1 rRNA gene is annotated in these 266 nt (G+C 48.5%); it reads left to right on the top strand.

The annotated features are described in order from the left end of the window. A 16S ribosomal RNA gene (locus ACTHSL_RS13730) occupies positions 1-266 on the top strand; the annotation flags it as partial.

The following is a 266-nucleotide window of genomic DNA, read 5'->3' as shown; positions in this document are numbered from 1 at the left end:
CTTCGTGCCAGCAGCCGCGGTAATACGAAGGGAGCTAGCGTTACTCGGAATCACTGGGCGTAAAGCGCATGTAGGCGGAATTATAAGTCAGGGGTGAAATCCCAAGGCTCAACCTTTGAATTGCCTTTGAAACTGTAATACTTGAGTATGGTAGAGGATAGTGGAATTTCCAGTGTAGAGGTGAAATTCGTAGATATTGGAAAGAACACCAGTGGCGAAGGCGGTTATCTGGACCATTACTGACGCTGAGATGCGAAAGCGTGGGG

Source organism: Neisseria sp. P0008.S010 (genome assembly GCF_051962715.1).
In the GTDB taxonomy this organism is placed as follows: Bacteria; Pseudomonadota; Gammaproteobacteria; order Burkholderiales; family Neisseriaceae; genus Neisseria; species Neisseria elongata.
This window is presented reverse-complemented; position numbering and strand designations above follow the sequence as displayed.